This is a genomic window from Streptomyces spinosus, assembly GCF_020400655.1.
GTDB classification, from domain to species: domain Bacteria; phylum Actinomycetota; class Actinomycetes; order Streptomycetales; family Streptomycetaceae; genus Streptomyces; species Streptomyces argyrophylli.
The window spans coordinates 300,135-326,877 of record NZ_JAINRC010000004.1 but is presented as its reverse complement, the minus strand read 5'-3'; the positions used below and the strand labels follow the sequence as shown (position 1 = coordinate 326,877).

General features: G+C 73.4%; 31 protein-coding genes. 25 read left to right on the top strand and 6 right to left on the bottom strand.

What is annotated here, in order from left to right; genetic code table 11:
• The first annotated feature begins 223 nt into the window (after positions 1-223).
• The 4 genes from LG395_RS10730 to LG395_RS10715 all read left to right on the top strand — a co-directional run bounded on the left by LG395_RS10730 (position 224) and on the right by LG395_RS10715 (position 4,111).
• Positions 224-1,447, top strand: a complete 1,224-nt coding sequence (locus LG395_RS10730) for an NYN domain-containing protein (RefSeq protein WP_225809211.1) — start codon at positions 224-226, stop codon at positions 1,445-1,447.
• Positions 1,448-1,505: 58 nt separating this feature from the next.
• Entirely contained in the window at positions 1,506-2,519 is a 1,014-nt protein-coding gene (locus tag LG395_RS10725) for an ABC transporter ATP-binding protein (RefSeq protein ID WP_171157211.1), read from the top strand.
• A 112-nt stretch (positions 2,520-2,631) separates the two neighbouring features.
• Complete coding sequence (locus tag LG395_RS10720; protein ID WP_171157213.1) at positions 2,632-3,453, top strand: ABC transporter permease; 822 nt, start codon at positions 2,632-2,634, stop codon at positions 3,451-3,453.
• 34 nt (positions 3,454-3,487) lie between these two features.
• A complete protein-coding gene (locus LG395_RS10715) occupies positions 3,488-4,111 on the top strand; it encodes an AAA family ATPase (protein ID WP_225809210.1) in 624 nt (207 codons plus the stop codon).
• Between the two features lie 508 nt (positions 4,112-4,619).
• On the opposite strand, the gene ybaK is transcribed toward LG395_RS10715, so the two are convergent.
• From ybaK to LG395_RS10695, 4 genes are all read right to left on the bottom strand, one after another.
• On the bottom strand, positions 4,620-5,120 hold the full coding sequence (gene ybaK, locus LG395_RS10710; RefSeq protein WP_171157217.1) for a Cys-tRNA(Pro) deacylase: 501 nt from the start codon (positions 5,118-5,120) through the stop codon (positions 4,620-4,622).
• 18 nt (positions 5,121-5,138) lie between these two features.
• A complete protein-coding gene (locus LG395_RS10705; RefSeq protein WP_225809209.1) occupies positions 5,139-5,879 on the bottom strand; it encodes an LON peptidase substrate-binding domain-containing protein in 741 nt (246 codons plus the stop codon).
• Between the two features lie 11 nt (positions 5,880-5,890).
• On the bottom strand, positions 5,891-6,964 hold the full coding sequence (locus tag LG395_RS10700; protein WP_225809208.1) for a hypothetical protein: 1,074 nt from the start codon (positions 6,962-6,964) through the stop codon (positions 5,891-5,893).
• Positions 6,965-7,147: 183 nt separating this feature from the next.
• Entirely contained in the window at positions 7,148-8,725 is a 1,578-nt protein-coding gene (locus LG395_RS10695; protein WP_171157222.1) for an oxidoreductase, read from the bottom strand.
• A 197-nt stretch (positions 8,726-8,922) separates the two neighbouring features.
• Here LG395_RS10695 and hisD point away from each other — a divergent pair, with 197 nt between their 5' ends.
• From hisD to LG395_RS10645, 10 genes are all read left to right on the top strand, one after another.
• Complete coding sequence (gene hisD / locus LG395_RS10690; protein ID WP_225809207.1) at positions 8,923-10,248, top strand: histidinol dehydrogenase; 1,326 nt, start codon at positions 8,923-8,925, stop codon at positions 10,246-10,248.
• Positions 10,245-11,357 carry a histidinol-phosphate transaminase gene (locus tag LG395_RS10685; protein WP_171157226.1) on the top strand — a complete coding sequence of 371 codons (1,113 nt, stop codon included), beginning with the start codon at positions 10,245-10,247 and terminating at the stop codon, positions 11,355-11,357. The genes hisD and LG395_RS10685 overlap by 4 nt, the downstream gene beginning before the upstream one ends.
• The gene (gene hisB, locus LG395_RS10680; RefSeq protein WP_171157228.1) at positions 11,354-11,947 is read left to right on the top strand and encodes an imidazoleglycerol-phosphate dehydratase HisB; all 594 of its coding nucleotides are present in this window, start codon (positions 11,354-11,356) and stop codon (positions 11,945-11,947) included. The genes LG395_RS10685 and hisB overlap by 4 nt, the downstream gene beginning before the upstream one ends.
• Positions 11,948-11,950: 3 nt before the next feature.
• The gene (locus tag LG395_RS10675) at positions 11,951-12,115 is read left to right on the top strand and encodes a CG2302 family histidine operon protein (protein ID WP_014672133.1); all 165 of its coding nucleotides are present in this window, start codon (positions 11,951-11,953) and stop codon (positions 12,113-12,115) included.
• A complete protein-coding gene (gene hisH / locus LG395_RS10670) occupies positions 12,106-12,762 on the top strand; it encodes an imidazole glycerol phosphate synthase subunit HisH (protein ID WP_171157230.1) in 657 nt (218 codons plus the stop codon). Before LG395_RS10675 ends, hisH begins: the two co-directional genes overlap by 10 nt.
• Before the next feature lie 3 nt (positions 12,763-12,765).
• Positions 12,766-13,491 carry a bifunctional 1-(5-phosphoribosyl)-5-((5-phosphoribosylamino)methylideneamino)imidazole-4-carboxamide isomerase/phosphoribosylanthranilate isomerase PriA gene (priA, locus tag LG395_RS10665; protein ID WP_171157232.1) on the top strand — a complete coding sequence of 242 codons (726 nt, stop codon included), beginning with the start codon at positions 12,766-12,768 and terminating at the stop codon, positions 13,489-13,491.
• A complete protein-coding gene (locus LG395_RS10660) occupies positions 13,488-13,877 on the top strand; it encodes a RidA family protein (RefSeq protein WP_171157234.1) in 390 nt (129 codons plus the stop codon). Before priA ends, LG395_RS10660 begins: the two co-directional genes overlap by 4 nt.
• A gap of 25 nt (positions 13,878-13,902) precedes the next feature.
• The gene (gene hisF, locus LG395_RS10655; RefSeq protein WP_171160086.1) at positions 13,903-14,658 is read left to right on the top strand and encodes an imidazole glycerol phosphate synthase subunit HisF; all 756 of its coding nucleotides are present in this window, start codon (positions 13,903-13,905) and stop codon (positions 14,656-14,658) included.
• Positions 14,659-14,772: 114 nt separating this feature from the next.
• Positions 14,773-15,360 carry an ArsR/SmtB family transcription factor gene (locus LG395_RS10650; RefSeq protein WP_225809206.1) on the top strand — a complete coding sequence of 196 codons (588 nt, stop codon included), beginning with the start codon at positions 14,773-14,775 and terminating at the stop codon, positions 15,358-15,360.
• Between the two features lie 21 nt (positions 15,361-15,381).
• Entirely contained in the window at positions 15,382-16,635 is a 1,254-nt protein-coding gene (locus LG395_RS10645) for an MFS transporter (protein ID WP_225809205.1), read from the top strand.
• Between the two features lie 7 nt (positions 16,636-16,642).
• Here LG395_RS10645 and LG395_RS10640 read toward each other — a convergent pair whose 3' ends face one another.
• On the bottom strand, positions 16,643-17,041 hold the full coding sequence (locus tag LG395_RS10640; protein ID WP_171157240.1) for a VOC family protein: 399 nt from the start codon (positions 17,039-17,041) through the stop codon (positions 16,643-16,645).
• Positions 17,042-17,053: 12 nt separating this feature from the next.
• The gene (locus LG395_RS10635) at positions 17,054-17,689 is read right to left on the bottom strand and encodes a TIGR03085 family metal-binding protein (RefSeq protein ID WP_171157242.1); all 636 of its coding nucleotides are present in this window, start codon (positions 17,687-17,689) and stop codon (positions 17,054-17,056) included.
• A 118-nt stretch (positions 17,690-17,807) separates the two neighbouring features.
• Here LG395_RS10635 and hisI point away from each other — a divergent pair, with 118 nt between their 5' ends.
• From hisI to lgt, 11 genes are all read left to right on the top strand, one after another.
• Positions 17,808-18,209 carry a phosphoribosyl-AMP cyclohydrolase gene (gene hisI, locus LG395_RS10630; protein WP_225809204.1) on the top strand — a complete coding sequence of 134 codons (402 nt, stop codon included), beginning with the start codon at positions 17,808-17,810 and terminating at the stop codon, positions 18,207-18,209.
• A gap of 11 nt (positions 18,210-18,220) precedes the next feature.
• Positions 18,221-19,720 carry an anthranilate synthase component I gene (locus LG395_RS10625; protein ID WP_225809203.1) on the top strand — a complete coding sequence of 500 codons (1,500 nt, stop codon included), beginning with the start codon at positions 18,221-18,223 and terminating at the stop codon, positions 19,718-19,720.
• A 52-nt stretch (positions 19,721-19,772) separates the two neighbouring features.
• Positions 19,773-20,411: a TIGR02234 family membrane protein gene (locus LG395_RS10620; RefSeq protein ID WP_225809202.1), complete on the top strand. Its 639-nt coding sequence runs from the start codon at positions 19,773-19,775 to the stop codon at positions 20,409-20,411.
• A gap of 160 nt (positions 20,412-20,571) precedes the next feature.
• Positions 20,572-20,829 carry an HGxxPAAW family protein gene (locus LG395_RS10615; protein ID WP_171157250.1) on the top strand — a complete coding sequence of 86 codons (258 nt, stop codon included), beginning with the start codon at positions 20,572-20,574 and terminating at the stop codon, positions 20,827-20,829.
• 136 nt (positions 20,830-20,965) lie between these two features.
• Positions 20,966-21,409: a DUF2752 domain-containing protein gene (locus LG395_RS10610; RefSeq protein WP_171160088.1), complete on the top strand. Its 444-nt coding sequence runs from the start codon at positions 20,966-20,968 to the stop codon at positions 21,407-21,409.
• A gap of 133 nt (positions 21,410-21,542) precedes the next feature.
• Positions 21,543-22,352: an indole-3-glycerol phosphate synthase TrpC gene (trpC, locus tag LG395_RS10605; protein ID WP_225809201.1), complete on the top strand. Its 810-nt coding sequence runs from the start codon at positions 21,543-21,545 to the stop codon at positions 22,350-22,352.
• 20 nt (positions 22,353-22,372) lie between these two features.
• Positions 22,373-22,561, top strand: a complete 189-nt coding sequence (trpM, locus tag LG395_RS10600) for a tryptophan biosynthesis modulator TrpM (protein ID WP_171157254.1) — start codon at positions 22,373-22,375, stop codon at positions 22,559-22,561.
• A 115-nt stretch (positions 22,562-22,676) separates the two neighbouring features.
• Positions 22,677-23,960: a tryptophan synthase subunit beta gene (trpB, locus tag LG395_RS10595; RefSeq protein ID WP_171157256.1), complete on the top strand. Its 1,284-nt coding sequence runs from the start codon at positions 22,677-22,679 to the stop codon at positions 23,958-23,960.
• Positions 23,957-24,775 (top strand): tryptophan synthase subunit alpha, encoded by an 819-nt coding sequence (trpA, locus tag LG395_RS10590; RefSeq protein ID WP_171157257.1) that lies wholly within the window; start codon positions 23,957-23,959, stop codon positions 24,773-24,775. The genes trpB and trpA overlap by 4 nt, the downstream gene beginning before the upstream one ends.
• A 111-nt stretch (positions 24,776-24,886) precedes the next feature.
• Positions 24,887-25,660, top strand: coding sequence for a DsbA family protein (locus tag LG395_RS10585; RefSeq protein WP_171157259.1), 774 nt, complete (start codon positions 24,887-24,889; stop codon positions 25,658-25,660).
• A 91-nt stretch (positions 25,661-25,751) separates the two neighbouring features.
• Positions 25,752-26,708, top strand: coding sequence for a prolipoprotein diacylglyceryl transferase (lgt, locus tag LG395_RS10580; RefSeq protein WP_225809200.1), 957 nt, complete (start codon positions 25,752-25,754; stop codon positions 26,706-26,708).
• Positions 26,709-26,743: the final 35 nt, after the last annotated feature.

The window sequence follows — 26,743 nt, the reverse complement described above, 5'->3', positions numbered from 1 at the left end:
GGTGATGCCTCCTGTGGGGGATCTAGGGGCCAGGGCCGGGACCAGATTCACATACGCTGACATCAAGCGCATGTCGGATAATTACCGTGTGTGACAAGGTTGGTGGGCGTACCGGCACCGCAAACGCCACGCCGAAGATCGAGTTCGGGCCGTTAACCCCCGCGCGGTCGGGCAGACTCGAAGGAAGTCCGAAGCAAAACCTCCCGGGAAGAGGGTGAGTCGCGTGGACCGCTGCATCGTCCTGGTGGACGCCGGGTATCTGCTGGGCGCCGCCGCCAGCCTCCTCGCCGGCGAGCCCTCGCGGTCCCGGATCACCGTCGACCACGCCGCGCTGATCCAGGCGCTGCGGGAACGCGCGGAGTCCGACACCGAGCGCCCCCTGCTGCGCATCTACTGGTTCGACGGCGCCCCCGACCGGGTCCCCCAGCCGGAGCATCGCCGGCTGCGCGTGATGCCCCGGGTCACCGTCCGCCTCGGCGCCCTCACCCGCAGTGACGGCCGCTGGGCCCAGAAGGGCGTCGACGCCGCCATGCACGCCGAACTGACCGAGCTGGCCCGCAACCGCGCCTGCTCCGACGTCGTCCTCGTCACCGGCGACGGTGATCTGCTGCCGGGCATGATGGCCGCCAAGGAGCACGGCGTCGCCGTCCATCTGTGGGCCGTCCAGGCCGCCGACGGCGACTACAACCAGTCCGAGGACCTGGTCGCCGAGGCCGACGAGCGCCGCGTGCTGGACCGGGCCTGGATCACCCAGGCCGTCCGCGCCAAGGAACTGACCGGCGTCTGCGCCCCGCCGCCCGCGCCCCGCCCCGAGATCGCCGCGATCCTCTCCGCGCCGCTGCCCGAGTCCGCGCTCGGCACCGCGGCCGAGCGGCCCGCCGAACAGTCCGCCCACCCGCCGGCCGCCGCCGTGGCCGAGAACGGCGCCCAGGAGCGGGTGACCGCCCCCAAGGGCGTTCCCACCCCCAAGGACCTGGCCGCGCTGCGCGCACCCGGCGCCCAGCCCGTGCAGCACCCGGCGACCGCGACCCTGCGCTGGTCCTCCGACAAGGGCTGGGTCGACCGGCCGGGCGCGGTGACCGAACCCGCCGAGGTCGCCTCCATGCCGACGCTGGCCCAGCTCACCACCGCCGAGCAGCGGTGGGCCGACCGGGAGGAGGACATCACCACCGTCGGCGGTGATCCGTACGAGGTCGGGCAGGTCTTCGCCCGCCGCTGGATGTCCCGGCTCGGCGACCAGGGCCATCTGCAGCGGCTGTCGCAGATGTACCCGCGCATCCCGCACCGGATCGACGGGGAGCTGCTGCGGTACGCGGCGCGGTTCGGGCTGCTCGCGCACAAGGACGACCAGATCGACGAGCACGACCGTTACGCCATTCGGGCGGGGTTCTGGCGGGAGGTCGACGTCCCGGCGGCGGCCGAACAGCACGCGCCCGCCGCCGACTGAACGCCGGAGCCGCCCCCAAGGGCGAGTAAAGGCCCCGGACCCCGTAGGCTCGTCCTTTGTGAGCACGCGCGCGGGACAGGCACTTCGGTACGACGAGGTCGTACGCGTGCGCGGGCTCGGCAAGACCTACCCGGCCGTCAGGGGCCGGCGTGGTGCCCCGGGCACCCCCGAGGTGCGGGCCACCGACGGGGTCGAACTGGACGTGCGGCGCGGGGAGGTCTTCGGACTGCTCGGTCCCAACGGCGCCGGCAAGTCCACCCTCGTGCGGCAGCTCACCGGGCTGCTGCGGCCGGACACCGGCAGCGTCGAGATCCTCGGCCACGACATCGTGCGCCATCCCGAACGGGCCGCCCGGCTCCTCGCCTACCTGGGCCAGGAGTCCACCGCCTTGGACGAGCTGACCGTCTCCCTCGCCGCCGAGACCACCGGGCGCCTGCGCGGCCTGGACGTCCGGCGGGCGCGGGCGGAGCGGGACGCCGTCCTGGAGGAACTGGGACTGACCCCGATCGCCGGACGGGCGCTGAAGAAGCTGTCCGGCGGCCAGCGGCGGCTCGCCTGCTTCGCCGCCGCGCTCGTCGGGGAACGGCCGCTGCTCGTGCTGGACGAGCCGACCACCGGCATGGACCCGGTGGCCCGGCGCGCGGTCTGGGCGGCCGTGGACCGTCGGCGTGCCGAGCGCGGTACGACCGTGCTGCTCGTCACCCACAACGTCATCGAGGCCGAGACGGTCCTGGACCGGGTCGCCGTGCTCGACCAGGGCCGGGTCATCGCCTGCGACACCCCTGCCGGACTCAAGGCGCGGGTCGCCGGCGAGGTGCGGGTGGAGCTGGTGTGGCGGGAGCGGGCGCCGCTGGAGGTGCCCGAGGTGGCCGTGCTGCGCGAGCGGGCCGCGGAGTCCGGCCGGCGCTGGACGCTCCGGCTCGCGCCCGAGGAGGCCCGCGCCGTCGTCGCCACGGTGACCGGCGGGGCCGCCTTCGCCGCCCTGGACGACTTCACGCTCGCCACGCCCAGCCTGGAGGACGTCTACCTGGCGCTGGGCGGCGCGGCCCGGCAGGGGCTGGTGAAGGCATGAGCGCACCGGTCGTGGAACGCGTACGGGTCCGCGTGACCGCCGCGGCGAGGACGACCGCCGGGGTCAGGAGGCCCGCCGTGGCGACTGCCGTAGGGAAGAGGAGCAGCCCGTCGTGAGTGTCGTACCCGCCGAGGTTCTGCCGGGCGGTGCCCGGGCCGTACCGGACGCGGCGGCCGGCGCGGCCGAGCTGGGGCCGTCCGCGCGGCTGTGGCCGTCGCTGGTTGCCGTCTACCGGGCGCAGCTGTCCCGGGCCCGGGTGGCGCGGATCCCGCTGCTGTTCGTGGCCACCTTCCAGTCCATCGGCATCACCGTGATGATGCGCGGTGTCGTCGACAGCGGCCACGAGGCCCAGTCCGTGGTGGCCGGGTCCTCCGTGCTGGTCGTCGCGTACGTGGCGTTGAACCTGCTGTCCCAGTACTTCGGCCAGCTGCGGGCCAGCGGCGGGCTCGACCACTACGCCACGCTGCCGGTGCCGCCGGCGGCCGTGGTGCTGGGCGCGGCGGCGGCCTACGCCTCCTTCACCGTGCCGGGGACCTTGGTGACGGCCGTCTTCGGCTGTGTGCTGTTCGGGCTGCCGCTGTCCAACCTGTGGATCCTGGTGGCCGTCATCCCGCTCGCCGGGGCCGCGCTGGCCGGGCTGGGCGCCGCCTGCGGGCTGCTCGCGCCCCGGCCGGAGCTGGCCACGCTGCTCGGGCAGCTCGGCATGTCGGCCGCGCTGCTGCTGGGCGTGCTGCCGGCCGACCGGATGCCGGAGGTCGTACGGCTGGCCCGTGACCTGCTGCCGTCGACCTATGGCGTCGAGGCGTACGCGCGGACCTTCGCCGCGGACCCCGACTGGGCCGTCGTCCTCGCTGACCTGGGGGTGTGCGCGGGCGTCGGCGTTGTCTCGCTGGCCGTGGCTGCCTGGGCGTACCGCAAGGCCGCCGTCCGGTGACGCGGCCCACAGCACGACCTGGCACGATGGTCGGGTGACCGCACCGCTGACTCCGCCTCCTCCGCCGCACGAGAACTCCCCGCACCAGGTCTGGCAGGCGCCGCCTGCCGGGACGCCGGACGCGGGCGCGTACGAACAGGACGGCCCCGGGATGAAGACGGAACTGCGGGAGGCCGCCGTGATCACGGTGGCGGTGGCGCTCGGCGGAGTGCTGCTGGGGCTGCTGTGGTGGTGGCTGGCGCCGCACGTGCCGCTGGTCGGTGACGAGGTCGCCAAGAGCTGGGTCGTCTACGTCAAGGACAGCGAGGGCGAGCAGGCGGTCGGCGTTGACGGAACGTTCACTCTGCTGGGGCTCGCCTTCGGTCTGGTCAGCGCCGTGGTGCTGTTCCTGCTGCGGCGGCGCGGCGGTGTGCCGCTCGTGGTGGCCCTCGGCCTCGGCGGCCTGCTCGGGTCGCTGCTGGCCTGGCGGCTCGGGGTGTGGCTGGGGCCCGAGTCCGACGTGCTCGCGCACGCGCGGGCCGTGGGCAAGGGGGTGACGTTCCCGGCGCCGCTGAAGCTGTCGGCGAAGGGGGCGCTGCTGGCGTGGCCGTTGGCGGGGCTGCTGGCGCATCTCGGACTGACCTCTCTGTTCGGCCCCCGGGACCCCGAGGAGCAGTGACCCGGGGCTCCGTCCGCCGGCCCGCGCACGTCCCGGTCCTGTGGCCCCCCTCATCAGGCGAACGGGCGAGTGCCCGGGTCGGCCGCGTTCCGATCGCCGCCGGCACCGCGTCCGCCTGCTCCGCCAGGTCCCCCGGCGCCGGCCCGCGCTCCAGGTCCCGGCGGCCCGTCGAGGTGACCCGGGGCTGTCGCCTGGGCGGCTGACAGGCGGTCGCGTGCGCGGGTGCCCCGAGGCTGCCCCGTGGGAGCCGGCCGCGGCTCGTCCGGGCCGGTGACAGGCGCCCCGGCCAGTCGCGTCCGGCCGGTGCCGGCACCGCGTCCGCCTGCTCCGCGAGGTCGCCCGGCGCCGGCCCGCGTTTTAGGTCCCGGCGGCGCGTCGAGGTGACCCGGGGCTGCCCCCTGGGAACCGGCCGCGGCCCGTCTGGGCCGGTGCGGATGACCCGGGGTCGTCCGGTCGGGGCCCCGGGCCGAGCCCCTTCGCCATCCGTCCGGGCCGGCCGGTGCCGGGGTCAGCCGCGTCCGATCGGGGCCAGCACCGCCTGCGTCAGCTTCGCCAGGTCGCCCGGTGCCAGCTCGACCTCCAGGCCCCGGCGGCCCGCCGAGACGCAGATCGTCGCGTGGGACTCCGCCGAGTCGTCGAGGACCGTCGGGAGTTTCTTGCGCTGGCCGAGCGGGGAGATGCCGCCGCGGACGTAGCCCGTGGTGCGTTCGGCGAGGGCCGGATCGGCCATGGCCGCCCGCTTGCCGCCCACCGCAGCCGCCAGGGCCTTCAGATCCAGTGAGCCGGCCACCGGGACCACACCGACCACGAGCGAGCCGTCGACGTCGGCCACCAGGGTCTTGAAGACGCGCTCGGGGGAGACGCCCATCGCCTGCGCCGCCTCCTCGCCGTAGGAGGGGTGGGACGGGTCGTGGTCGTAGGCGTGGACCGTGAAGTCCACGCCCGCCGCCGTCAGGGCCACCGTCGCGGGCGTGCCCCCGGACTGCTGCTTCTTCGACTTCTTCGCCATCAGGGTGCCGGGTTTCCCTCAGTTCAGACTCGTCGGCGTCCGCGTCAGCTCGAACGCGGGCAAGGACGGCAGACTACGGATGATGGACGTCTCCGCGCGAAGGAGTTTCAGCTCGTCCCGGAGCCGGGAGGCGGTGTCCGGGGCCTGGAGCAGACGCTGCTTGGTCGGCGTGTCGTGCACCATCGCGGCGGCCACCAGGTACGACACCACGCCCGGGTCGTCCGGCAGGTCCGCACCGGTGGACAGCGAACGCTCACGTGCGCCCGCCAGCCGCTTCTGGTACTGGCGGAAGGAGCGCAGCACGCCCTCGGCCAGCGCGCCCGCCTCGTCCCCGGGCTCCTCCGGCAGCTCCTCCAGCTCGGCGGTCAGGAACGGGCCGGACGCGTCCACGGACAGCAGGCGGACGCGCGTCGTGCCCGTCGCCAGGACCTCGAAGGAGCCGTCGGACCGCTCCCGGATGGTCGCCGCGTCGGCCACACAGCCCACCCCGTGGAGGGCCTTGAGCGGGTCGGGGCCGAAGCCGGCGGCCGGGCCCCGGTCGGGTTCGGCCGTGGGGTCGGGCATGCCCGGGGCGCTCGGCGCGACCTCGTGGCCGTCGCGGATGGCGACGACGGCGAAGCGGCGCGGCTCCTCCTCGGGAGTCTTCAACAGCGCGCGCATCATGGCGCGATAACGCTCCTCGAAGACGTTCAGCGGCAGCACGAGCCCCGGGAACAGCACCGAGTTCAGCGGAAAGAGCGGCAGACGGACGGTGGTCACGGCGCCCCAGCCTAGTGGTCGGCGGCGCGGGCGTGTCCGCCGTGCCCGCCGAGAGGGTCCCGGGAGGCGGTCAGCAGCCGGGCCGGAACGGGTCGCGGGCCCGCCGTCTCCAGGTGTTCGCGCACGCGCAGGAAGTGGCCGAGCGGGTCGTCCGAGACCCGGTCCCAGGGGAAGGAGGTGGCGTAGGGGCCGATCAGGCGCAGCTGCGTGCGGGCGTCCTCCCAGCGGTCCAGCCGCAGCAGGACGTACAGCAGTTTGTTGCGGACCTCGGCGGGCCAGGGGTCGGCCTCGGGGAAGCGCCCGGACAGCTCGATGGCGCGGTCGGCCGCCGCGTCCAGCCGGGCGCGCGGCACGTCGGGGCCGCAGTCGTCGGTCAGGCAGCCGAGGGCCGCCCGGGCGGGCAGCGCCTGGACGAGCGAGTCGGCCGGGGCGTCCTGCGCGGCCCGTTCGGCGAAGTCGAAGCACGCACCGTGCGAGCCGTGGGGAGGGTGGGGCGTGTCGCCCCACTGGGCGCAGCAGAAGGCCGCCAGGTAGCGCAGGGCGGCCACGTGGCAGCCGTAGTGGTGCGGGGCGCGCCGGACCGCCGCCTCCCACAGCTCCTCGAAGTAGCGGTGCCCGGCCCGCGAGCCGCGGGCGTGGTCGAGCGCGATCCGCCAGGGCACCGGGTCGCGGTCGTCGGCGCGGGCGGCGGCGGTGATGAGCGGGCTCACCTCGCGCAGCAGCTCGGCCCGGGCGGGCGAGGGCCAGGCGCGGTCGACCGCCAGCTGGGCCCCGAGCAGCAGCACGTCCGGGTCGTCCGGGGCGGAGGCGCGCCACTCCTCGTACCACTCGGGGCGCGAGCGGGCGAAGGCGGTCAGGCGCCGTACGTACCGGTCCCGGTTCTCCCACTCGGCCGCGGTGCGGGTGGCGGCGAGCAGGCCGGCCGCGGCGGCGTACTCGCCCCGGCCGGCCGCGACGAGCGCGGGCGAGAGGCGGTCGTCGGGCGCGTCGAGGACGGCCTCGTCCCCGGCCGGCGGGGTGCCGGCCGGGCGGGCGGAGCGTTTGGTCATCCGGGTGGGGCGGATGAACGAGGGCAGCAGAGCCATGGTGCGACCATTGAAAGTCCGCAGGTCGGGGCGGCGCCAGAGGGCCTGGGCAAGTCCTGGAAAGTTGTACGGCCGTAAGTCAAGGACCGGTAAAGGGTGAATGTACGTTTTGTGTGAGGTGTGTGCATGGAGGGCGGATTCCGTCTGCCGTCGATGAACGGCACCGTCCCCGCACCGGGTCCGTCAACTGCGCCGCAGCAGCCGGGTCGCGCCCGCCGCCACCGTCGTCGCCAGGACCCAGCCGATCAGGATCAGCGCCACCGCCAGCCACTGCCAGCCGCCGCGCAGCTGCCACTGGCCGGCCTGGCCCAGGTCGATCACCGGCAGCAGCAGGTCCAGCGTGAACAGCGCCGGGCTCCACACCGGATGGCCGCCGGAGCCGACCGGCGGGGGGTCCGCTCGGGTGAAGGCGAGCGTGCCCGCCGCCCACAGCACCGCCATCCACACCGCCGCCCGCCCCGGACGGTAGCCGTAGGCGACCGTCCAGTCCTGGAGGTAGCCCCAGGACTTGCCGGCCAGCGGCAGCGTCTCGCGCCGCCGGCGCTGCTTGGCGAGCAGCACCTCGCGCGCGTCCTCGTCCTCCCCGGCCGCGCGCAGCACCGCCGCCAGCCGTTCGTACGGCTCCGGGGCGTACTCGGCGGTGGCCGCCGCCACCCAGTCCAGGCGCTGCGTCAGCGGGAACGGGCCCTGCGGCACCAGGTTCTCGTAGGTGAACCCGCCCATGTGCAGACGGCCCGCGTCCGGCCAGCTGCTCGCCCGGTCCACCAGGTTCACGGTCCGCGCGCCGGACAGCACCACCTTGCCGCGCTCCGGCTTGTCCCCGAGGAAGCGCAGCTCCGGCGTCTGCACCCGGCGCAGCGACAGCTCCTGGTCGTCGGTGAGGGCGAACCGGGCCCGCTCCAGATCGACGGCGTCCCCGAACCGCCCGTCGTCCAGGCGCACCCCGCCCCGGGACTCGAACCGCTGGATGCGTGTCCCGCGCGCGGGCGTGGTCCCGCTCAGCAGCGGATTGCCCACGCCGGCCGGGGTCAGGTACAGGGTCCGTTCGACCGTCAGCTGGGGGGCGTTCAGGGCGAACCGGGCGTAGGGGTTGGCGAGCCTGGCGCCGCGCAGGCTGAGCGAGGCGCCGATCTGGGCGCCGCGCAGGCTGAACTCGCCGTGCGACTCCAGCATCTCCGCCTGGAGGTCCTGGCCGACGGTCAGGCCGTCGGCCGCGATCGACCGCCCGCCGCGGTCCCGGTACGCGACCGCTTGGTTGAGCAGGAGGTCGGTGCCGATGTGCGCGTCCGTCAGCCGCACCCCGTTCTGGAACCGGCAGCGCGGCAGGTGCAGATCACCCTCGGTGTGCACGCGGGCGGCCTCCAGCCGCGGCACCGCGCAGTCCACCAGGCGAAGGGTCGTGAACCGGGCCTCCGGCAGCCGGATCTCCTCGTCGAAGCGGCAGCCGCGCAGCTCCACGTACGGGGTGACCTGGCCGCCCGCCAGGTCCAGCGGGTCGGTGACGCGCACCCCGACGAGCTTCAGCGCGGACACCCGGCCGGCGAGCGCCGGCGGGCCGTCGAGGAGCAGCCAGCAGACGATCCGGGCCCGGACGGTCCGCTCCGGTCCCCACGGATGCCCGCCGTGCGGATCGTCCACCGCGTAGTCGCCACTGCTCAGGTCGTACACGCTGCCGTTGCGGAAGGCCTGCCACATGCCCGCCTCGGTCGCGGTCAGGTCGTCCGGCAGGTCCCCTGTGCGGATGCCGGCTCCCTCGGTCACCGTTCTCCTCTTCTCTCCTCTTCCGGTCAGCTGGATTTCGTACAGCCGTTCATGCCCTGTGTGACCGGCGGGACACCACCCGTGAAGGTGATCTTCCGGGTTCCGGCCACCCTCTGTACCAGTCATTGGTCCACGGTCTGTATCAGCCATTGATACGCGCGGACGGCTCCCGACGGCGGTCTGAGAGAATTGGGACTGTGATTTCCCGAATCGATCTGCGCGGCGACGCCCTTCCCGAGGGCCCCGCCCTGCGCGACCTGCTGCCCCGAGCCGACTTCGACGTTCAGGCCGCCCTGGAGAAGGTGCGCCCGATCTGCGAGGCCGTGCATCATCGCGGCGACGCGGCGCTGATCGACTTCGCCGAGAAGTTCGACGGAGTGCGGCTGGAAACCGTCCGCGTCCCGGCCCAGGCCCTCACCGACGCGCTCGCCGCTCTCGACCCGGCCGTGCGCGCCGCCCTGGAGGAGTCCGTCCGCCGCGCCCGGCTGGTCCACCGCGCGCAGCGCCGCACGACCCACACCACGCAGGTCGTGCCCGGCGGCTCGGTGACCGAGAAGTGGGTTCCGGTCGAGCGCGTCGGGCTGTACGCGCCCGGTGGCCGCTCGGTCTACCCGTCCTCCGTGGTGATGAACGTGGTGCCCGCCCAGGAGGCCGGCGTCGAGTCCATCGCGCTCGCCTCACCGGCCCAGGCCGAGTTCGGCGGCCTGCCGCACCCGACGATCCTCGCCGCCTGCGCCCTGCTCGGCGTGGACGAGGTGTACGCGGCCGGCGGCGCCACCGCCGTGGCGATGTTCGCCTACGGCACCGAGTCCTGCCCGCCCGCCAACATGGTCACCGGGCCCGGCAACATCTGGGTCGCCGCCGCCAAGCGCTACTTCACCGGCAGGATCGGCATCGACGCCGAGGCCGGCCCGACCGAGATCGCGATCCTCGCGGACGCCGGCGCCGACCCGGTGCACATCGCCTCCGACCTGATCAGCCAGGCCGAGCACGACCCGCTGGCGGCGGCCGTCCTGGTCACCGACTCCACCGAGCTGGCGGACGCGGTCGAGAAGGAACTGGAGCCGCAGGTCGCGGCCACCAAGCACGTCGACGACCGGATCGTGCCCGCGCTGAAGGGCAGGCAGTCCGCCATCGTGCTGGTGGACGGCATCGACGAGGGCCTGCGGGTCGTCGACGCGTACGGCGCCGAGCACCTGGAGATCCAGACCGCCGACGCCGCGGCCGTGGCCGACCGGGTCCGCAACGCGGGCGCGGTCTTCGTCGGACCCTGGGCCCCCGTCTCGCTCGGCGACTACGCGGCCGGGTCCAACCACGTCCTGCCCACGGGCGGCTGCGCCTGCCACTCCTCGGGCCTGTCCGTCCAGTCCTTCCTGCGCGGCATCCACATCGTGGACTACACCAGGGACGCGCTCGCCGAGGTCGCCCACCACGTGGTGACGCTCGCGGAGGCGGAGGACCTGCCGGCGCACGGCGCGGCGGTCAAGGCGAGGTTCGGCTGGAAGGTACCCGGGAGCAAGTGAGCGACGTGCGGATCGACGATCTCCCCGTACGGGACGAGCTGCGGGGCAAGTCCCCCTACGGCGCCCCCCAGCTGGACGTCCCCGTACGGCTGAACACCAACGAGAACCCCTACCCGCTGCCCGAGCCGCTGGTCGAGCGGATCGCGGAGCGCGTGCGGGAGGCCGCCCGCGGCCTGAACCGCTACCCCGACCGGGACGCCGTCCAGCTGCGCACCGAGCTGGCCAGGTACCTCAGCAGGACCGGCAAGCACCCCCTAGGCGTCGAGAACGTGTGGGCCGCCAACGGCTCCAACGAGGTCATCCAGCAGCTGCTGCAGACCTTCGGCGGACCGGGCCGCACGGCGATCGGCTTCGAGCCGTCGTACTCGATGCACGCGCTCATCGCGCGCGGGACCGGCACCGGCTGGATCTCCGGTCCGCGCGGCGAGGACTTCACGATCGACCTCGCCGCCGCCCGGCGGGCCATCGCCGAGAGCGAGCCGGACGTCGTCTTCATCACCACCCCCAACAACCCCACGGGCAACGCGGTCCCCCCGGAGACGGTCCTCGCGCTGTACGAGGCGGCGCAGGCGGCCAAGCCGTCGATGGTGGTCGTGGACGAGGCGTACGTCGAGTTCAGCCACGGCGACTCGCTGCTGCCGCTGCTGGCGGGCCGCCCGCACCTGGTGATCTCCCGGACGATGTCCAAGGCGTTCGGCGCGGCCGGCCTGCGCCTCGGCTACCTGGCCGCGGACCCGGCGGTCGTGGACGCCGTCCAGCTGGTCCGGCTGCCGTACCACCTGTCGGCGATCACCCAGGCGACCGCCCTGGCCGCGCTGGAGCACACCGACACCCTGCTCGGGTACGTCGAGCAGCTCAAGGCGGAGCGGGACCGGCTGGTCGCCGAGCTGCGCGCGATCGGCTACGAGGTGACCGAGTCCGACGCGAACTTCGTGCAGTTCGGCCGGTTCGCCAGCGCCCACGACGCCTGGCGGAAGATCCTCGACCGGGGTGTCCTGGTCCGGGACAACGGAGTGCCGGGATGGCTGCGGGTGTCCGCGGGCACCCCGGAGGAGAACGACGCGTTCCTCGACGCGGTCCGTGAGTTGAAGAAGGAGCAGGGTTCATGAGCCGCACAGGACGCGTGGAGCGCACCACCAAGGAGACGTCGGTGCTGGTCGAGATAGACCTCGACGGCACCGGCCGGACCGACATCGCCACCGGCGTCGGCTTCTACGACCACATGCTCGACCAGCTCGGCCGGCACGGTCTGTTCGACCTGACCGTCAAGACCGACGGCGACCTGCACATCGACTCCCACCACACCATCGAGGACACCGCCCTCGCGCTCGGCGCCGCCTTCCGGCAGGCGCTCGGCGACAAGGTGGGCATCTACCGCTTCGGCAACTGCACGGTCCCGCTGGACGAGTCCCTCGCCCAGGTGACCGTCGACCTGTCCGGCCGCCCGTACCTCGTGCACACCGAGCCCGAGAACATGGCGCCGATGATCGGCGAGTACGACACGACGATGACCCGGCACATCCTGGAGTCCTTCGTCGCCCAGGCACAGATCGCGCTGCACGTGCACGTCCCGTACGGGCGCAACGCGCACCACATCGTGGAGTGCCAGTTCAAGGCGCTCGCCAGGGCGCTGCGTTACGCCTCCGAGCGCGACCCGCGCGCGGCCGGCATCCTCCCGTCGACGAAGGGCGCGCTGTAACCCATGACCGGTCTGTCGACCCTCCTGATCGTCGTCGGCCTCTTCCTGGTCGGCGGCATCATCTCCTTCGTCAAGCAGAAGATGCCCACCAGCCTGATCGTGCTGCTCTCGATCGGCGCGGGCCTGTGCCTGGTGGCGGGCGTCATGCGGCTGGAGGTGTGGAATTGAGCGCCGCGTCCACGGCCAAGAAGGTCGTCGTCTTCGACTACGGCTTCGGTAACGTCCGCTCCGCCGAGCGGGCACTCGCGCGCGTGGGCGCCGACGTCGAGATCACGCGTGACTTCGACAAGGCGATGAACGCCGACGGCCTGCTCGTTCCGGGCGTCGGCGCCTTCGCCGCCTGCATGCAGGGCCTGCGCGCCGCCCGGGGCGACTGGGTCGTGGACCGCCGGCTGTCCGGCGGGCGCCCGGTCATGGGCATCTGCGTCGGCATGCAGATCCTCTTCGCGCGCGGCATCGAGCACGGCGTGGAGGCCGAGGGCCTGGACGAGTGGCCCGGCACGGTCGCGCCGCTCGAGGCCGACGTGGTGCCCCACATGGGCTGGAACACCGTGGACGCCCCGGCCGACTCGCGGCTGTTCGCCGGCCTGGACGCCGACGCGCGGTTCTACTTCGTGCACTCCTACGCCGTCCACGACTGGGCCCTGGAGAGCCACAACCCGGTGATCGAGGCCCCCAAGGTCACCTGGTCGACGCACGGCAAGCCGTTCGTGGCCGCCGTGGAGAACGGCGCCCTGTGGGCCACCCAGTTCCACCCCGAGAAGTCCGGCGACGCCGGCGCCCAGCTCCTCACCAACTGGATCGGAACCCTGTAGACCATGGCCAAGCTCGAACTCCTCCCCGCCGTCGACGTCCGCGACGGCCAGGCCGTCCGCCTCGTGCACGGCGAGTCCGGGACCGAGACCTCCTACGGCTCCCCGCTGGAGGCCGCCCTCGCCTGGCAGCGCTCCGGCGCCGAGTGGCTGCACCTGGTCGACCTGGACGCCGCGTTCGGCACCGGCGACAACCGCGCCCTGATCGCCGAGGTCGCGGGGGCCATGGACATCAAGGTGGAGCTGTCCGGCGGCATCCGCGACGACGACACCCTCGCCGCCGCCCTCGCCACCGGCTGCACCCGGGTGAACCTCGGCACGGCCGCCCTGGAGACCCCCGAATGGGTCGCCCGGGTGATCGCCGAGCACGGCGACAAGATCGCCGTCGGCCTGGACGTGCGCGGCACCACGCTGCGCGGCCGGGGCTGGACCCGTGACGGCGGCGACCTCTACGAGACGCTGGCGCGCCTCGACAAGGAGGGCTGCGCCCGCTACGTCGTCACCGACATCGCCAAGGACGGCACCCTCCAGGGCCCCAACCTGGAGCTGCTGAAGAACGTGTGCGCCGCCACGGACCGCCCGGTCGTGGCCTCCGGCGGCGTGTCGTCCCTGGACGACCTCCGCGCGCTCGCCGAACTGGTACCCCTCGGTGTCGAGGGCGCCATCGTAGGGAAGGCGCTGTACGCGAAGGCATTCACCCTGGAAGAGGCCTTGGAGGCTGTGTCGTCATGAGCGGAGCCGTGCGGCGCGTGCAGAGCGGAAGTCCCTGGGAAGAGAGTTTCGGATTCGCGCGCGCCGTCGCGGCGGGTGACCGGGTGCTGGTGGGCGGCACGACGTCCTTCAAGGGCACCGTGCTGTACGGGGAGGGCGACCCGTACGAACAGGCCAAGGTGGCCTTCACCAGCGCCCTGGAGGCGATCGGCGAGTTCGGGCTCGGCATCGAGTCCGTGATCCGTACGCGGACGTACCTCACCCACGCGCGGGACGTCGACGCCGTCGGGCGGGCCCACCAGGAGCTGTTCGACGCCGTCCGCCCGGTCTCCACCCTGCTGGTCGTCGAGGGCTTCGTCGACCCGCGCATCCTGGTCGAAGTGGAACTAGAAGCATTCAGAGGCTGAAGGCCTCGAAGGAGCCGTGGATCTCATGACCCTGGCGGTCCGAGTCATCCCCTGCCTGGACGTGGACAACGGCCGGGTCGTCAAGGGCGTCAACTTCCGGAACCTGCGCGACGCCGGCGACCCGGTCGAGATGGCCAAGGTGTACGACGCCGAGGGCGCCGACGAGCTGACGTTCCTGGACATCACCGCGTCCTCCGGCGACCGGGAGACGACGTACGACGTGGTCCGCCGCACCGCCGAGCAGGTGTTCATCCCGCTGACCGTGGGCGGCGGCGTCCGCACGGCACAGGACGTGGACCGGCTGCTGCGGGCGGGCGCCGACAAGGTGGGCGTCAACACGGCGGCCATCGCGCGCCCCGACCTGATCCGCGAGATCGCCGAGCGGTTCGGCCGGCAGGTGCTGGTCCTCTCCGTGGACGCGCGCCGCACCCCCGGGGGCACCTTCGAGGTCACCACCCACGGCGGCCGGCGCGGCACGGGCATCGACGCGGTCGAATGGGCGCACCGGGCGGCCGAGCTGGGCGCGGGGGAGATCCTGCTGAACTCCATGGACGCGGACGGCACGAAGGACGGCTACGACCTGGAGATGATCGCGGCGGTGCGCAAGCACGTGACCGTCCCGGTGATCGCCTCCGGCGGCGCGGGCAGGCTGGCCGACTTCCCCCCGGCCGTCGACGCGGGCGCGGACGCGGTCCTGGCGGCCTCGGTGTTCCACTTCGGGGACCTGAGGATCGGCCAGGTGAAGGAGACGTTGCGGGGGGCGGGGCACCCGGTGAGGTAGCCGCCGCCCGCAGGGCCCCGGCCGGACGGCCGGAGCCCCTTTTTCCCCGGAAGCGCAAGGAAAGTTGCGCAAAAAAGATTGCGCAACTTTCCTTGCGCATCTAGGGTTCCCGTCATGGCACGCGAGGAGAACCTCCGGATCACGGACATCGGGACGCTCAAGGCGCTCGCCCATCCGCTGCGCATGAAGCTGTACCGCCTGCTGTTCGTCGCGGAGGCCGCCACCGCCTCACAGCTGGCCGAACAGGTCGACGAGGCCGTCTCCCTCGTCAGCTACCACCTGCGCAAGCTGGCCGAGCACGGTCTCGTCGAGGAGGCCGAGCCGCGCAGCGCGGACGCGCGCGAGCGCTGGTGGCAGCCGGCGTCCGACGGCGTCAGCATCCGCGACGAGGACTTCCGGGACGCCCCCGAGAAGGCGGCGGCACACCTGGCGGCCTCGCGGATGTTCCTGGAGCAGCGCGCCGGGATGTACCGCAGGTACCTCGACGAGCTCGCCCACTGGGGGCCCGGCTGGAACACCGCGGCCCACGACTCGGAGTCCCTGCTCCGGCTCACCGCCGGCGAACTGGCCGAGCTGAAGAAGGACCTGACCGACGTGATCAAGCGGTACGACGAACAGGGGCGGGCCCGCGAGGCCGCGGGCGACACCGAGGGCCGTGAGCATGTCGCGCTGCACGTGTACGGCTTCCCGTTCCGCGTCTGACGTCTGAGAGGACCAGCCCCCGTGACCAGCCCTCCCGCGACCGCCACGCTCGTACCGCCCGCCGCCGCGCGGGCCCACCGCGACCCCAACGTGCTGCGGTGGCTCGGGGCCTACACCTCCTCGATGCTCGGCGACAGCGTCTACTACCTCGCCCTGTCCTGGGCCGCCGTCCAGGCCGGGAGCCCCGCGCAGGCCGGGCTCGTGATGTCGGCCAGCGCGCTGCCCAGGGCCGTGCTGATGCTCGGCGGGGGAGTGGTCGCCGACCGGTTCGGACCGCGCCGGGTCGTCATCGGCAGTGACGCCGTGCGCTGTGCCGCCGTCCTCGCCGTGGCCGCCCTGCTGTTCCTGACCAGCCCCGGGCTGTGGCCGCTCGCCCTGCTGGCGCTGGTCTTCGGCACCGTCGACGCCGTGTTCATGCCCGCCGTGGGCGCCCTGCCGGCCCGTCTCACCGAGAAGGACCAGCTCGCCCGCGTCCAGGGCATGCGCGGCCTCGCCATCCGCTTCGCGAGCGTCGTGGGCGCCCCGCTCGGCGGACTCGCCGTGGCCACCGGCGGAGCCCCGGCCGCCTTCGCCGTCGCCGGGCTCCTCATCGCCGTGTCGCTCCCGCTGCTGGTGTCCGTGCGGGTACGGGAACTACCGCAGGACGGCACGCCCGGCACGGCGGGAACCGCGTGGGGCGACCTGAGGGCCGGGCTGCGCTACATCCGGCGGCACCGGGTGCTCGCGCCGCTGATGGTCGCCATCGCCCTCGGTGACCTCGGCTTCGTCGGACCGCTGAACGTCGGTCTGACCCTGCTCGCCGACCGGCGCGGCTGGGGTGCCGCGGGCATGGGCTGGGTGCTCGCCGGGTTCGCGGTCGGCGCGGGGGCCGTGTCACTGCTGCTGACCGTCCGGGGGCGGCTGCCGCGCGCCGGGCTGGTCGCCGGGTGCGCCCTCATCGCGGGCTGCGTGGCCGTCGGCGCCCTCGCCTACGTACCGCATCTCGCCGCCGCCGTCGCCACGGCCGTGCTGGTCGGCCTGCTCACCGGGCTCAGCGGCGCGATGTGCGGCGCCCTGCTCCAGACCGCGTCCGAGCCCGCCTACCTGGGCCGGGTCACCTCCGTCTCCAGCGGGGTCAGCCTCGGCCTGACCCCGCTGAGCATGCCGTTCGCCGCCGCCGCGATCGGGGCCTGGGGCCCCGGCCCGGTGTTCACCGCCAGCGCCGCCGTCTGCGGGCTCGGCGGGGCCGTCGCCCTCGCCGTACCGGCCCTGCGCCGCGCCGAACTCCCCGGCTGACCGGCGCTCACTGCCTGGGCTGAACCAGCTGCACCAGATTGCCCACGGTGTCGTCGAACACCGCCGCGACGACCGGCCCCTGCTCCTGCGGGGGGTGCGTGAACCGGACGCCGAGGCCGCGCAGCCGCTCGTACTCCGCTGCCAGGTCATCCACGGAGAAGACGATGCACGGCAGCCCCGCCTCGTACAGCGCCCTGCGGTACGGCTCCGCGATCGGGCCCTGGCCGGGCTCCAGCAGCAACTGGAGATCCGGCTGGGCGCCCTCCCGCGCCCCGACCGTCACGAACAGCGTGCCGTCGCCGAGGTCCATGCGCGTACGGGTCTCGAAGCCGAGGACCTCGGTGTAGAAGGCGTGCGCCACCGCCACGTCGTCCACGTACACTCCGGTCATCGCCACCTTGATCACGGGCCGGTCCTCTCAGATGCCCAGCCGCCTGCTCTCGTGCAGCGTGGCGATCGCCTCCGCGTCGCCCTCCAGCTCCACCTCGGCCGCGCGCTGCCTGCCGTACGCGAACATCAGCAGTTCCGCCGGCTCACCGGTCACCGTGACCACCGGGGTGCCCCGGTGCGCCACCACCGTCTGGCCGTTCGGACGGCGCAGCACCAGACCCGTCGGCACGCCCCGGCCCATCAGCCGCGCGGTGCGCTCAAGGCGGGACCACAGCGCGTCCTGGAAGACCGGGTCCAGCTCGCGCGGGCTCCAGTCCGGCTGGGCGCGGCGGACGTCCTCCGTATGGACGTAGAACTCCACGATGTTGGCCGCCTCGTCGACCTGCTTGAGCTGGAAGGGCGAAAAGCGCGGCGGGCCGGTACGGACGAGCTGGATCAGCTCCTCGTACGGCTTCGCCGTGTACTCGGCCATCACCTTCTCCAGACGCGGCGCGAGCTGCTTGATCAGCGCTCCCCCCGCCGCGTCCGGGCGGCGCTCGCGCACGACGACGTGCGCGGCCAGGTCCCGGGCCCGCCAGCCCTCGCAGAGGGTCTCGGCGTCCGGCCCGACGGTTTCCAAGAGGTCGGCGAGGAGAAGCCGTTCACGCTTGGCGAAGGTCGACATGCTGTCAGCCTACGGCCACGTACCAGGTCCGCCCACCCGTGGAGGGGCTCCGCGCCGCCGTGACCGTTCCTCGGACGGCCGTGTCCCGCCGCCGGTCCCGGGCGGCACAATGTGACCCATGACCAGTGCGACCGGTGCCCTCCCGCCCAGCAGCCTCGACCCGGAGATCGCCGCGCGGCTCAAGCGCAGCGCCGACGGGCTCGTCCCCGCCATCGCCCAGCAGTACGACACCGGCGAGGTGCTCATGCTCGGCTGGATGGACGACGAGGCCCTGCACCGCACGCTGACCACCGGCCGCTGCACCTACTGGTCCCGCAGCCGCCGGGAGTACTGGGTCAAGGGCGACACCTCCGGCCACGTCCAGTGGGTGAAGTCGGTCGCGCTGGACTGCGACGCCGACACCCTGCTGGTCAAGGTCGACCAGGTCGGCGCCGCCTGCCACACCGGTGCCCGCACCTGCTTCGACGCCGACGTGCTCCTGAAGGACGCCGGTCCCGGCGTACCCGGATCCGGTCAGTAAGGTCAGCGGCCATGGAACTGGAGACCTTCCGCAAGCTGGCCACCGACCGGCGTGTCATCCCGGTCACGCGCAAGCTGCTCGCCGACGGCGACACCCCGGTCGCGCTGTACCGCAAGCTGGCCGCCGAGCGTCCCGGCACCTTCCTGCTGGAGTCCGCGGAGAACGGCCGTTCCTGGTCCCGTTACTCCTTCGTCGGCGTCCGCAGCGCCGCCACGCTCACCGCGCGGGACGGGCAGGCCCACTGGCTCGGCACGCCGCCCGTCGGCGTCCCCACCGACGGCGACCCCCTCGCGGCCCTGCGCGCCACCCTCCAGGCCCTGCACACCCCGCACCAGGAGGGCCTGCCGCCCTTCACCGGCGGCATGGTCGGCTACCTGGGCTACGACATCGTCCGCCGGCTGGAGAAGATCGGCCCCGGCGAACGCGACGACCTGCGGCTGCCCGAGCTGACCATGTTGCTCACCAGCGACCTCGCGGTGATGGACCACTGGGAGGGCTCGGTCCTGCTGATCGCCAACGCGATCAACCACAACGACCTCGACACCGGCGTCGACGAGGCGTACGCGGACGCCGTCGCCCGCCTCGACGCCATGGAGGCCGACCTCTCCCGCCCCGTCGCCCAGCCCCCGGCCCACCTGCCGCCCTCCGAGCTGCCCGAGTACACCGCCCGCTGGGGCGGCCCCGACTTCCAGCGGGCCGTCGAGGAGGTCAAGGAGCGCATCCGCGCGGGCGAGGCCTTCCAGGTCGTGCCCTCCCAGCGCTTCGAGACACCGTGCACGGCCACCGCCCTGGACGTCTACCGGGTGCTGCGGACCACCAACCCCTCGCCGTACATGTACCTCTTCCGCTTCGACGGGTTCGACGTCGTCGGCTCCTCCCCGGAGGCGCTGGTGAAGGTCGAGGACGGACGCGCGATGGTCCACCCCATCGCCGGCACCCGGCACCGCGGGGCCACCCCGCAGGAGGACCAGGCCCTCGCCGAGGAACTCCTCGCCGACCCCAAGGAACGCGCCGAGCACCTGATGCTGGTCGACCTCGGCCGCAACGACCTCGGCCGGGTCTGCGAGCCCGGTTCCGTCGAGGTGGTCGACTTCATGTCCGTCGAGCGCTACTCGCACGTGATGCACATCGTCTCGACCGTCACCGGCAGGGTCGCCCCCGGCCGCACGGCCTTCGACGTGCTCACCGCCTGCTTCCCGGCCGGCACCCTCTCCGGCGCCCCCAAGCCCCGGGCGATGCAGATCATCGACGAACTGGAGCCGTCCCGGCGCGGCCTGTACGGCGGCTGCGTCGGCTACCTGGACTTCGCCGGCGACTCCGACACCGCGATCGCCATCCGCACGGCCCTGCTCCGCGACGGCACGGCCTACGTCCAGGCCGGCGCCGGCATCGTCGCCGACTCCGACCCGGTCGCGGAGGACCAGGAGTGCCGCAACAAGGCGGCTGCGGTGCTGCGGGCGGTGCACACCGCCAACCGGCTGGGCGGGCAGGACGCGCCGGCTCGCGCGTAGGACGCTTCTCATACGAACCCCGGGTGACGTCCCACCCGGGGTTCAGGCGATAGTGGAGTACGTGACTGCCGTACCTGACCCCCGTTCCCCAGCCGCCGCGTCCGCCCGGGCCGGCCGGCGGAGCCTCGCCGTGGCCCTCCTGTGCGGTGCGCTCGGCGCGGCCGTGGCGCTGCTCGCGACCCGGCAGCGCTGGGCGGAGGGCACCGCGACGGTGGCCGGCGGCGCGTTCCCGCTGACCGCCAAGGGCAGCGACGTCACGGGCGTTCCCGCGGCCCTCGCCATAGTGGGCCTCGCCGCGCTCGTCGCCGTCTTCGCCGTCCGCAGGGCCGGCCGGTTCCTCGTCTCGGGGCTGCTCGCGCTCTCCGGCGCCGGGATCGCCGCCGCGGCCCTCGCGTCCGCCTCCGACAGCTCCGCGCTGGACGAGCAGGCCGCCAAGGCGAGCGGCGACACCTCCGCCACGGTCGGCGCCCTCAGCCACACCGGCTGGCCCTACGTCGCGGCCGCCGGCGGCGTGCTGCTCCTGCTCGCCGGTCTGCTCGCCCTGCGTTACGGCCGTCTGTGGCCCGCGATGTCCGGCCGCTACGAGCGCGGCACCGCCCGTCCGCGGCGCGCGGCCCGGCCGGTCGACCCGGAGCGGCCCGAGGAGATCTGGAAGGCGCTGGACCGGGGCGAGGACCCGACGGGCGCCTGAATCCGCGGGGGCGCCCCACGGGCCGGATCCGGAGGGTGCGCGCCGAGTGTGGTGAAACAGACGCCACCCCCGCGTCGGGCACGCGTGCGCGTACGGGACAATGGACGGTGAGCGTCCGGCTCGGACAGTACGACACGTACACAGCAACGAGGAGCAAGTCATGGCGGGCAGCAGCCACGGTCACACCCCGGCCGCCTGGACCGGTGTCATCATCGCCTTCATCGGTTTCTGCGTCGCGGGCGCGTTCATGGTGATGGCCCAGCCCGTCGGCTTCTGGGCCGGCATGGCCCTCACGCTCCTCGGCGGTGTGGTCGGCGGCATCATGCGTGCCATGGGTCTGGGGCAGCCGAAGGAGTCCCGTACGCTGCCGCACACCGCGCCCGCCGCCACGCGGGAGCCGGCCGCCGCGGAGGGCTGAGCCCCGGGATCTTCCGCGAGGGCGGCCGGCACTTGCTGCCGGCCGCCTTTCGCGTGTGTGGGGGCGGTTCCGCCGGCCGCGGCGCGAGCGGGCACGCCGGCCGGCGGCGGGGGAGAATGCCGCCGTGGACGCACCTGTGGACGCCCCGGCGAACGCCCTCGGCCGCCCGGTGCCGCGGCCCGCCCCCCTCTGGCGCCGGGTCGCGGCCCCCGCAGGGCTGCTCGCGGCCGTCGGCGGGGCCTTCGCCTACGTCGGCGCCGTCGATCCGGGTGAACCCGGCCACTACCCCGTCTGCCCCCTGTACCGGCTGACCGGTCTGTACTGCCCCGGCTGCGGCGGGCTGCGCAGTGCGCACGCCTTCGTGCACGGTGACCTCGTCACCGCCCTGCGCGACAACGCGCCGGCCGTCGCCGCCTACCTGGGCTTCGCCGTGCTGTGGACCGTCTGGGTGGTCCGCGCGGCACGCGGCAGACCGGCGCGGATCGAGCCCGGACCGGCACCGCTGTGGGCGGCCGGCGTCCTGCTGCTGGTGTTCACCGTCGTCCGGAACCTGCCGTTCGGTGGCTGGCTCCATCCTTGATCATCAACGAATGTCCAGGTAGTGGGACCGGCCGCCACCGGATGCGAAGCCTCGGCGCCGCTGCGGATACCATCGGTTTGACCACGGGTTTTCAGAACCCGAAGGAACCACCGTCTGGAAGGGGGCCGCTCGCGTGAGTGTGCTCGACGAGATCATCGACGGAGTCCGTGCCGACCTCGCGGAGCGGCAGGCACGCGTCACCCTCGACGAGCTCAAGGAGCGCGCGGCCAAGGCCCACGCCGCCAAGGACGGGGTGGCCGCGCTCAAGGGCGACGGCGTCAAGGTGATCTGCGAGGTGAAGCGCTCCAGCCCCTCCAAGGGCGCGCTGGCCGCCATCGCCGACCCCGCCGGACTCGCCGCCGACTACGAGGCGGGCGGCGCGGCCGTCATCTCCGTCCTCACCGAGCAGCGCCGCTTCGGCGGCTCGCTCGCCGACCTGGAGGCGGTGCGCGCGCGGGTCGACATCCCCGTCCTGCGCAAGGACTTCATCGTCACGTCGTACCAGCTCTGGGAGGCCCGGGCGTACGGCGCCGACCTCGCGCTGCTGATCGTGGCCGCGCTGGACCAGCCGGCCCTGGAGTCGCTGATCGAGCGGGCGGAGTCCATCGGCCTGACCCCCCTCGTCGAGGTGCACGACGAGGACGAGGTCGAGCGGGCGGTGGACGCGGGCGCCAAGGTCATCGGCGTCAACGCGCGCAACCTGAAGACGCTGGAGGTGGACCGCGGCACGTTCGAGCGGGTCGCCCCGGAGATCCCGGACACCCTCGTGAAGGTCGCCGAGTCCGGCGTCCGCGGCCCGCACGACCTGATCGCGTACGCCAACGCCGGCGCCGACGCGGTGCTGGTAGGCGAGTCCCTGGTGACGGGCCGCGACCCGAAGGCGGCGGTCGCCGACCTGGTGGCGGCCGGCGAGCACCCGGCACTGCGGCACGGGCGCGCCTGATCACGCTAGGCTTGGCGGCGATGACTCTCACCGTGACGACCGTGGACCGGCACGCGCGCCTGGCGCGCGGCTGCCGTCCGCGTGGCTGCCGCGCCCCCGCGCGCCGCGTGCACGGCCGTCGCGTCCGGTACGTCATCGGCGACGAACCCGGGCAGGTCAACGGACGCCGATGGCAGCGCGCCCCGAAGGGGCGCGGGATCCCCGTCTGACGTGCGGCCACCGCCGTGTGTGCGCGAGCAACCACACACGGCCCGAGGCCGTACGACCGGCCCCGCCCCCACGGCGAACAGTGTTGTCCCACCGCACTCACCGTGAGGTTTCCGCATGCCCAGCGAGTTCTTCATCCCCGACCCCGCCGGCCAGGTGCCCAGCGCCGAGGGCTACTTCGGCGCGTTCGGCGGCAAGTTCATCCCGGAGGCCCTCGTCGCCGCCGTGGACGAGGTCGCCGTCGAGTACGACAAGGCCAAGCACGACCCCGAGTTCGCCCGTGAGCTCGACGACCTGCTCGTCCACTACACCGGCCGCCCGTCGGCGCTCACCGAGGTGCCCCGTTTCGCCGAACACGCCGGTGGCGCCCGTGTGTTCCTCAAGCGCGAGGACCTCAACCACACCGGCTCCCACAAGATCAACAACGTGCTCGGCCAGGCCCTGCTCACCAAGCGCATGGGCAAGACCCGGGTCATCGCCGAGACCGGCGCCGGCCAGCACGGCGTGGCGACGGCCACCGCCTGCGCGCTGTTCGGCCTCGACTGCACCATCTACATGGGCGAGGTCGACACCCGGCGCCAGGCCCTCAACGTCGCCCGCATGCGCATGCTCGGCGCCGAGGTCGTCGCCGTGAAGTCCGGCAGCCGCACCCTCAAGGACGCCATCAACGAGGCGTTCCGCGACTGGGTCGCCAACGTCGACCACACCCACTACCTCTTCGGCACGGTCGCCGGACCGCACCCGTTCCCCGCCATGGTCCGCGACTTCCACCGGGTCATCGGCGTGGAGGCACGGCGCCAGCTCCTGGAGCGCACCGGCCGCCTCCCCGACGCGGCCGTCGCCTGCGTCGGCGGCGGCTCCAACGCCATCGGCCTCTTCCACGCCTTCATCCCCGACGAGAGCGTCCGCCTCATCGGCTGCGAGCCCGCCGGCCACGGCATCGAGACCGGCGAGCACGCGGCCACCCTCACCGCCGGCGAGCCCGGCATCCTGCACGGCTCCCGGTCCTACGTCCTCCAGGACGACGAGGGCCAGATCACCGAGCCCTACTCCATCTCGGCCGGCCTGGACTACCCGGGCATCGGCCCGGAGCACTCCTACCTGAAGGACTCCGGCCGCGGCGAGTACCGCGCGGTCACCGACGACGCCGCCATGCAGGCCCTGCGCCTGCTGTCGCGCACCGAGGGCATCATCCCGGCCATCGAGAGCGCCCACGCGCTGGCCGGCGCCCTGGAGGTCGGCAGGGAACTCGGCGAGGGCGGCCTGATCGTCGTCAACCTGTCCGGCCGCGGCGACAAGGACATGGACACCGCCGCCCGGTACTTCGGCCTCTACGACACCGACGCCGAGGTGGCGGCCGACGCAGCCGACACCGCCGAGATCGAGGGGGACGCCAAGTGAGCGGGAACGTACAGCTGCTGAACGACACCCTCGCCGCCGCCAAGGCCGAGGGCCGCTCCGCGCTCATCGCCTACCTTCCGGCCGGCTTCCCCACCGTGGACGGCGGCATCGAGGCGATCAGGGCCGTCTTCGACGGCGGCGCCGACGTCGTCGAGGTCGGACTGCCGCACAGCGACCCGGTGCTCGACGGCCCGGTCATCCAGACCGCCGACGACATCGCCCTGCGGGGCGGGGTGCGGATCGCCGACGTCATGCGCACGGTCCGGGAGGCCCACGAGGCCACCGGGAAGCCGGTGCTCGTCATGACGTACTGGAACCCCATCGACCGCTACGGCGTGGAGCGGTTCACCGCCGAGCTGGCCGAGGCGGGCGGCGCGGGCTGCATCCTGCCCGACCTGCCCGTGCAGGAGTCGGCACCGTGGCGGGAGCACGCCGAGAAGCACGGCCTCGCCACGGTTTTCGTCGTGGCGCCGAGCAGCAAGGACGAGCGGCTCGCCGAGATCACCGCGGCGGGCAGCGGCTTCGTCTACGCGGCCTCCCTCATGGGCGTCACCGGCACCCGCGAGTCCGTCGGCACCCAGGCCCAGGACCTGGTCGGGCGCACCCGGGCCACCGGCACCGAGCTGCCCGTCTGCGTCGGGCTCGGCGTCTCCAACCGGGCCCAGGCCGCCGAGGTCGCCGGCTTCGCCGACGGCGTGATCGTCGGCTCGGCCTTCGTCAAGCGGATGCTGGACGCCCCCGACCACGCCTCCGGCATCGCGGCGGTCCGTGAGCTGGCCGGTGAGCTGGCGAAAGGCGTGCGCGGACAGGCGTGACGGACCGGTGTGACGGTCGGCGAATGTCCCGTGACAGATGATGTGGTCACTCGAACGAGTGGACCTCGGGCCGGGGAGGCGCGCTGCGCCTCCCCGGTTCGTTCTGGGGGTGTGAGCGAGAAGAACCGTGACGGAAAGCGCACCGCCCGGGAACGGCTGGCGGTCGAACGCGAGAAGCAGAAGGCCGGGGAGAAGCGACGGCGCGCGCTCATCGTGGGCGCGAGCGTCATCTGTGTCCTGGGGCTGGCGGCGGTGATCGGCGTGGTCGCCGCGAACGCCGGCAAGCACAAGAGCGGCAGCGCGGGCCCGGCCGTCGCACCGTCGGGGGCGCAGGGCAAGGACGGCCTCGCGATCCCGGTCGGCAAGGACGGCGCCAGGTCGACGCTCACCGTCTGGGAGGACTTCCGCTGCCCGGCCTGCCAGGCCTTCGAGGTGGCGTACCGGCCGACCCTCCACGAACTGGCCGACGCCGGCAAGCTCAGGATCGAGTACCACCTCGTCCGGCTGATCGACGGCAACCTCGGCGGCACCGGCTCGCTGCGCTCCGGCAACGCCGCGGCCTGCGCCCAGGACGCAGGCAGGTTCCGCGACTACCACGACGTGCTGTTCGCGAACCAGCCCAAGGAGACCGACGACGCCTTCGCGAACAACGCCAAGCTGACCGAGCTGGCCGGCAAGGTGAAGGGCCTGGACACACCCGCCTTCCGCAGATGCGTCCAGAACGGCACGCACGACAGCTGGGTGGACAAGTCCAACCAGGCGTTCCGCTCCGGCGGCTTCAGCGGTACGCCCACGGTGCTGCTCGGCGGCAAGAACATCTACCAGGACCAGACGATGACCCCGGCCAAGCTCAGGCAACTGGTGGAGGCCGCCGACCGCGGGTAAGCGTTTCTCACGCCCCCGTTATGGACCCGTAGCCGGTCCGCTTGCCGTCCCCACGGCCCGGCACGGTAGCGTCGGACTTGCCATGAACCCCATGAACCTTGCCTCCATCCCCAGCCCGGCGCACGGGGTGCTGTACCTCGGCCCCATCCCGCTGCGCGGCTACGCCTTCTGCATCATCATCGGTGTCTTCGTCGCCGTCTGGTTCGGCAACAAGCGCTGGATCGCCCGCGGCGGGCAGTCCGGCACGGTCGCCGACATCGCCGTCTGGGCCGTGCCGTTCGGCCTGGTCGGCGGCCGGCTCTACCACGTGATCACGGACTACGAGCTGTACTTCAGCGAGGGCCGCGACTGGGTGGACGCCTTCAAGGTGTGGGAGGGCGGCCTGGGCATCTGGGGCGCCATCGCGCTCGGCGCGCTGGGCGCGTGGATCGGCGCCCGGCGCCGGGGCATCCCGATGCCCGCGTACGCCGACGCCGTCGCGCCCGGCATCGCGTTCGCGCAGGCCATCGGCCGCTGGGGCAACTGGTTCAACCAGGAGCTGTACGGCCGGGAGACCCACCTGCCCTGGGCGCTGCACATCACCTCCTCCGAGGGCGGCCGGGTGCCGGGGTACTACCACCCGACGTTCCTCTACGAGTCCCTGTGGTGCGTCGGCGTCGGCCTGCTGGTCATCTGGGCGGACCGCCGCTTCAAGCTGGGGCACGGCCGGGCGTTCGCCCTGTACGTCGCCGCGTACTGCGTGGGCCGGGGCTGGATCGAGTACATGCGGGTGGACGACGCCCACCACATCCTGGGCCTCCGCCTGAACGACTGGACCGCGCTGCTCGTCTTCCTGCTGGCGGTGGCGTACATCGTGGTGTCGTCGAAGAAGCGGCCGGGACGCGAAGCCGTGGTCGAGCCGGGGGTCTCCGACGGCCCGGCCAAGGGCACGGCGGCCGTCGGGGACGCGGCGGCCGTCGAGGACGCGGAGGCCGGCGCCGGCACAGGCGCCGACGCCGCTGCCGATGCCGAGGGCGAGGAGAAGGCGGCGCCGGCCGAGAAGAGCTGAACCGTTCGTGGTACGACGCCGAGGGCGCCCGGAAG

What these genes read in the sequence shown, in the direction of transcription:
- ybaK (WP_171157217.1), bottom strand. Translation starts at nt 5,120, where the DNA reads ATGGCGAAGAAGTCGAAGAAGCAGCAGTCCGGGGGCACGCCCGCGACG.
- LG395_RS10700 (WP_225809208.1), bottom strand. Translation starts at nt 6,964, where the DNA reads ATGGCTCTGCTGCCCTCGTTCATCCGCCCCACCCGGATGACCAAACGC.
- hisB (WP_171157228.1), top strand. Translation starts at nt 11,354, where the DNA reads ATGAGCCGCACAGGACGCGTGGAGCGCACCACCAAGGAGACGTCGGTG.
- LG395_RS10675 (WP_014672133.1), top strand. Translation starts at nt 11,951, where the DNA reads ATGACCGGTCTGTCGACCCTCCTGATCGTCGTCGGCCTCTTCCTGGTC.
- priA (WP_171157232.1), top strand. Translation starts at nt 12,766, where the DNA reads ATGGCCAAGCTCGAACTCCTCCCCGCCGTCGACGTCCGCGACGGCCAG.
- LG395_RS10660 (WP_171157234.1), top strand. Translation starts at nt 13,488, where the DNA reads ATGAGCGGAGCCGTGCGGCGCGTGCAGAGCGGAAGTCCCTGGGAAGAG.
- hisF (WP_171160086.1), top strand. Translation starts at nt 13,903, where the DNA reads ATGACCCTGGCGGTCCGAGTCATCCCCTGCCTGGACGTGGACAACGGC.
- LG395_RS10650 (WP_225809206.1), top strand. Translation starts at nt 14,773, where the DNA reads ATGGCACGCGAGGAGAACCTCCGGATCACGGACATCGGGACGCTCAAG.
- LG395_RS10635 (WP_171157242.1), bottom strand. Translation starts at nt 17,689, where the DNA reads ATGTCGACCTTCGCCAAGCGTGAACGGCTTCTCCTCGCCGACCTCTTG.
- hisI (WP_225809204.1), top strand. Translation starts at nt 17,808, where the DNA reads ATGACCAGTGCGACCGGTGCCCTCCCGCCCAGCAGCCTCGACCCGGAG.
- LG395_RS10625 (WP_225809203.1), top strand. Translation starts at nt 18,221, where the DNA reads ATGGAACTGGAGACCTTCCGCAAGCTGGCCACCGACCGGCGTGTCATC.
- LG395_RS10615 (WP_171157250.1), top strand. Translation starts at nt 20,572, where the DNA reads ATGGCGGGCAGCAGCCACGGTCACACCCCGGCCGCCTGGACCGGTGTC.
- trpM (WP_171157254.1), top strand. Translation starts at nt 22,373, where the DNA reads ATGACTCTCACCGTGACGACCGTGGACCGGCACGCGCGCCTGGCGCGC.
- trpB (WP_171157256.1), top strand. Translation starts at nt 22,677, where the DNA reads ATGCCCAGCGAGTTCTTCATCCCCGACCCCGCCGGCCAGGTGCCCAGC.
- lgt (WP_225809200.1), top strand. Translation starts at nt 25,752, where the DNA reads ATGAACCTTGCCTCCATCCCCAGCCCGGCGCACGGGGTGCTGTACCTC.